We start from the raw sequence: 5180 nt of genomic DNA, 5'->3' as shown, positions 1-5180 counted from the left end.
TTGTTAAAGCTGTTACCTGGTCCATATCTCCACCAAACTTGGTAAACGATTCCAGTTCGCGGTACTGTGCCTGATCTATTTTTAACGTACCGGCCACCTTCTTCATGGATTTGATCTGGGCATTACCGCCCACACGTGAAACGGATATACCTACGTTGATAGCCGGACGAACACCTTGGTTGAACAGATCGGTTTCCAGGAAAATCTGTCCGTCGGTAATGGAAATCACATTGGTAGGAATATAGGCAGATACGTCGCCAGCCTGTGTCTCAATGATTGGCAAGGCAGTAAGAGACCCTCCGCCTTTCACTTCCGAGCGCAGACTTTCGGGCAAGTCGTTCATCTGACTGGCCACCTCTTGTTGGGCGATAATCTTTGCAGCACGTTCCAGCAAGCGCGAATGCAGGTAAAAAACATCCCCCGGGTAAGCCTCACGGCCCGAAGGGCGGCGTAAGATAAGGGATACTTCACGGTAAGCCACCGCCTGTTTCGACAAATCATCGTACACTACCAGAGCATGTCTGCCGGTATCGCGAAAATACTCGCCTACCGCAGCTCCGGCAAAGGGAGCGAAATACTGCATCGCCGCCGGATCGGATGCTGTAGCCGATATCACCACCGTATACTTCATGGCACCTTTCTCCTTCAGCGTATTAACGATGGACGCCACGGTAGAAGCCTTCTGCCCCACTGCCACATAGATACAATACACAGGTTTCCCGGCCTCGTAATTGGCACGTTGGTTCAATATGGCATCAATAGCAATGGAAGTCTTGCCCGTCTGCCGGTCGCCGATAATCAACTCACGCTGTCCCCGACCGATTGGAATCATGGCATCGATTGCCTTTATCCCTGTCTGCAGCGGCTCATTTACAGGCTGTCTGAAAATCACACCCGGGGCTTTACGCTCCAAAGGCATCTCGTACGGCACGTTGGTAACCGGACCAAGTCCGTCTATTGCATTTCCCAACGCATCTACCACACGCCCCAGCAATCCCTCGCCTACCTGAATGGAAGCAATCTTACCTGTACGCGTAACTACATCACCCTCTTCAACCTTGTCGGTCGGCCCCAACAACACAGCGCCCACGTTATCTTCTTCCAGATTCATTACAATTGCCTTCATTCCATTCTTGAATTCCAGCAATTCGTTGGATTCTGCCCTATGCAAACCATAGATGCGGGCTACACCGTCACTTACCTGAAGGACGGTTCCGACCTCCGATAAATGTATATCCGGTTTAATATCCTGCAGCTGCTTCAGCAACACATCCGATACCTCTCCTATTTTCAAGCCATTGACCATAAACTCTCAATTAATCATAATACATTTGTAAATCTTTCCTGCAAAACACATGTAAATCTATCGTGCAAATCACAGGTTTTGCCGAATCAACTGACTCCGGATGGAATCCAATTGCGACAGAACACTGGCGTCCAGCCGGTAACCATCGGTATCCAATATAAAGCCGCCTATCTGTTTGGGATCAATCACAACCGTAAATTCCACCTCATCGTGTGTTTTGATACGTATCAGCTTTTTGATCCGTTCGCTTGTTTCGGCATCTATCGGTTGTGCCAACGTAAGTGTTATCGGTAATATATGTTTCTCCTTGCGGTACATGTCTATGTACTGGAGGCAGATATACCGTAACATATCTTCCCTTTTTTGCGATAAAACCAACTTGATAAACCTCGATGTGGAATTGCTTACATCGATTCCACAGGCCGTTTCAAGCAGCATTGCTTTTTTGCTTAGAGAAATGATGGGGCTGTTAAGCGAGTTTACCAAAGCAACCACGGCTTTCATCTGATGCAGAAGCATCAGCATCTCATTGTAAACTTGCGTTTCCTCCTTGTTTTCCTTAGCAAAAGAGTGCAAAGCTCTTGCGTACCTGACAGAAATATTACCTGTATACATCCCTACGATTTACTTAAAGTGATTTCGTCGATCAGCCGGCTGATAACCTCCTTCTGACCGGATTCCTTTTCAATTTTACCACGGATAATCTTTTCGGCAACGGCAACCGAAAGAGTTGCTATCTCTTCGCGCACGTCGCGGATTGCCTTGTTCTTTTCAAATTCAATCTGACGCATGGCCGAATCAATGGCCAGTTGTGTCTCTTTTTCCGCCTTTTCCTTTGCCTCTTTCAGAATACGCTCCTTTTCCATCACCGTATCATTCAGTATGCTGGCCTGTTGCTGTTTGGCTCTGGCCAGTAATGTCTGGCATTCGTTTTCAATGGATGCCAGCTTAGCATTGGCCTCTTTAGCGGATTCGACCGATTGGGCAATAAATTCGTTCCTTTTCTCCACCCCTTTCAGGATCATAGGAAAACCAAACCTGGCAAGAACGAAAAAAGCAATTCCGAAAGACAAGATCATCCAAAACAGCAACCCTGTGTCTGGAATTAATAATGACATACTATTAAATTAAATCTATTATTTACTGAAATAATACCAGGAAACAAACTACGATTCCAAAAAGGGCGGTTCCTTCCACCAGGGCTGCCATAATAAGCATCGAGGTACGGATATCTCCGATGGCCGAGGGTTGACGACCAATTGCTTCCATCGCGGAACCACCAATTTTTCCAATACCAATACCTGCTCCGATAACAGCCAGACCAGCTCCGATTGTTCCTCCTAGCTTAGCTAAACTCATACTTGCGGCTGCAGCCTGCAACAAAATTGCTGATAACATACTCTTTTTGCTTTAAATTTATAATCTGAAATTTTGATAATTAATGTCCTGCTTTTGCCTGTCCGATGTAGACAGCCGAAAGCATCGTGAAAATATATGCCTGGATACAAGCAACCAACAATTCAATAAAATTCATAAATACGGTAAGGATAACAGACAAGACTGTCATTCCGCTGTTTACAGCAGCTCCCATACTTACTGTTACAAATATCAGGCACGTAAGTCCCAATATAATGGTGTGACCGGCCATGATATTTGCGAAAAGCCGGATCATCAGTGAAAATGGTTTCGTAAACACTTCAAAGGCATTCACAAAAGGCATTATGGGAACCGGAAGTTTTAAAAACAACGGTGTATCCGGCCAAACGATTTCTTTCCAGTATGCTTTGGTTCCCGATACATTTACAATCAGAAACGTACATAATGCCAATAAGAAAGTAATGGCGATATTTCCGGTTACATTGGCTCCGAAGGGAAAGATGGGAATAAGTCCCATCAGGTTATTCAATAGGATAAAGAAAAATATGGTAAGCAGGTACGAAGAGTATTTCTCATAATCTTCACCTACATTCTCTTTAATAACCCCGTCGCGGATGTATAATACCATCACTTCGATCATTCCTTTCCACCCACCGGGTGTCTGCAGTGGATTTCGTTTATAGAAGCTTGCCACACGCAATATAAGGAACAGCAGCAACGAACTTGAGAACAAAAGGGCCGAAGCATTTTTTGTTAGCGACAGGTCCAACGGTCTCACCTCGCTGCCGGCAGCATTTATCTCTACCAATTTCCCCTGGTTATCGCCTTCTGTAGCCACACGAAAACCGTTGTAGGAATGTCCGTGACTAATTTTAGACGACATAAATACAAACCAGCCTCTTTCTGCACTTCTTACTATTACAGGCAGAGGTACTGCAATATCTGTATTATTCCACTTCGTAATGTGCCATTCATACGAATCTTTGATATGGGAAAACACAATTTCTCCTACATTCACCTCCTGCGAAGTACCTTTTGCTATACCTGCCAGCAGCAGGAAAAGCATAAGTACCGTTTTTCGTATCGTATATCCAGCTTGTTTCATCTTTTTTTCATTCTTCTTTTTTCGTACAGATAAAAGATGTACGTGTCAATAAACATGGAGATAAAATAAAATATCATCAATGTGATGGCAAACATTCTGATTTGATGTCTTACAAAAAACATATACAACCAGATGAATACGATGCTTAGTATCAACTTAACAACTCTGGTTATCATGTAATTGTTTATAATTGAATCGGGATGCTTACGGTTCGCTTTCTCCAGAAAGACCAACAGGACCAGACACAGTACATAGTAATAAATCGGAATTGCCGGAAACCATGCAAAGTAATGAGTATGCCATATGGTGTTTAACAAACCGCCTAATGATACACCTACAACCGAATACACCCAGGTTACAAAAAGAAACAACCTGAATCTTAATCTTCCCATTGATTTGAAATGTTCCATTTTATCTTCTTTTTAGTATAGTTAGTCTGTGCATACATGTATGCCTGATCCAACAACCTCCACCACTCCTCCGGCAACTTCAACAAGCCGGGTTTCTCCGTTATGTTCGATCCGGATGACTCCTTTGGAAAGAACGGCCAACAAGGGAGCATGATTGGGTAAAATCATAAAATCGCCCATCAATCCGGGAAACAAAACCGAATCTGCTTCCCCATCAAATACACTCCCCTTGGGAGATACGATTTCCAGCTTCATCCTCAGTCTTCTTTTGCGTCTTCCAACAATTTCTTTCCTTTTTCGATTGCCTCGTCGATGGTTCCCACATTCAAAAATGCTTGTTCGGGAAGGTAATCCACTTCTCCGTCCAGAATCATACGGAATCCACGGATCGTGTCTTCTATCGGAACCATCACGCCCTGAATACCGGTAAACTGCTGAGCCACGGTAAAAGGCTGCGACAGGAATCGCTGTACACGGCGTGCCCGGTTCACAACAGTGCGGTCGTCGTCCGAAAGCTCTTCCATTCCTAAAATGGATATAATATCCTGCAACTCCTTGTTTCTTTGCAGGATTTGCTTTACCCGTTGGGCGGTCTGGTAATGATCTTCACCCACAATAAGCGGATCCAGAATACGGGAAGAGGATTCCAGCGGGTCCACCGCCGGATATATTCCCAGTTCCGTAATCTTCCGACTTAATACCGTGGTGGCATCCAGGTGACTGAATGTTGTTGCCGGAGCAGGGTCGGTTAAGTCGTCCGCCGGTACATACACCGCCTGAACCGAAGTGATAGATCCGTTTTTAGTGGAGGTGATCCGTTCCTGCATGGCTCCCATTTCGGTAGCCAATGTGGGCTGATACCCCACAGCCGAAGGCATTCGTCCCAGCAAAGCCGACACTTCGGAGCCTGCCTGGGTAAATCGGAAAATATTATCGATAAAGAACAGGATATCTTTGGCTCCGGAACCATCACCGGCATCAC

8 protein-coding genes are annotated in these 5180 nt (G+C 45.1%); all 8 read right to left on the bottom strand.

Annotated elements, in window-relative coordinates; genetic code table 11:
- On the bottom strand, positions 1-1306 hold a 1306-nt coding region (gene atpA, locus AB7E53_RS14015), incomplete at its 3' end, for a F0F1 ATP synthase subunit alpha (RefSeq protein WP_446776371.1).
- A 69-nt stretch (positions 1307-1375) separates the two neighbouring features.
- Entirely contained in the window at positions 1376-1921 is a 546-nt protein-coding gene (locus AB7E53_RS14010; protein ID WP_079683668.1) for a F0F1 ATP synthase subunit delta, read from the bottom strand.
- Between the two features lie 2 nt (positions 1922-1923).
- Complete coding sequence (gene atpF, locus AB7E53_RS14005) at positions 1924-2424, bottom strand: F0F1 ATP synthase subunit B (protein WP_446776369.1); 501 nt, start codon at positions 2422-2424, stop codon at positions 1924-1926.
- A 22-nt stretch (positions 2425-2446) separates the two neighbouring features.
- Positions 2447-2704 (bottom strand): ATP synthase F0 subunit C, encoded by a 258-nt coding sequence (atpE, locus tag AB7E53_RS14000; RefSeq protein WP_079683666.1) that lies wholly within the window; start codon positions 2702-2704, stop codon positions 2447-2449.
- Positions 2705-2744: 40 nt separating this feature from the next.
- Positions 2745-3788, bottom strand: a complete 1044-nt coding sequence (gene atpB / locus AB7E53_RS13995) for a F0F1 ATP synthase subunit A (protein WP_446776367.1) — start codon at positions 3786-3788, stop codon at positions 2745-2747.
- Complete coding sequence (locus AB7E53_RS13990; RefSeq protein WP_446776365.1) at positions 3785-4198, bottom strand: hypothetical protein; 414 nt, start codon at positions 4196-4198, stop codon at positions 3785-3787. Before AB7E53_RS13990 ends, atpB begins: the two co-directional genes overlap by 4 nt.
- Positions 4199-4219: 21 nt before the next feature.
- Positions 4220-4453 (bottom strand): F0F1 ATP synthase subunit epsilon, encoded by a 234-nt coding sequence (locus AB7E53_RS13985; RefSeq protein ID WP_079683663.1) that lies wholly within the window; start codon positions 4451-4453, stop codon positions 4220-4222.
- 2 nt (positions 4454-4455) lie between these two features.
- On the bottom strand, positions 4456-5180 hold a 725-nt coding region (locus tag AB7E53_RS13980), incomplete at its 5' end, for an ATP synthase beta subunit C-terminal domain-containing protein (RefSeq protein WP_446776363.1).

It is taken from the genome of Macellibacteroides sp. (assembly GCF_050251695.1).
GTDB classification, from domain to species: domain Bacteria; phylum Bacteroidota; class Bacteroidia; order Bacteroidales; family Tannerellaceae; genus Macellibacteroides; species Macellibacteroides fermentans.
This window is presented reverse-complemented; position numbering and strand designations above follow the sequence as displayed.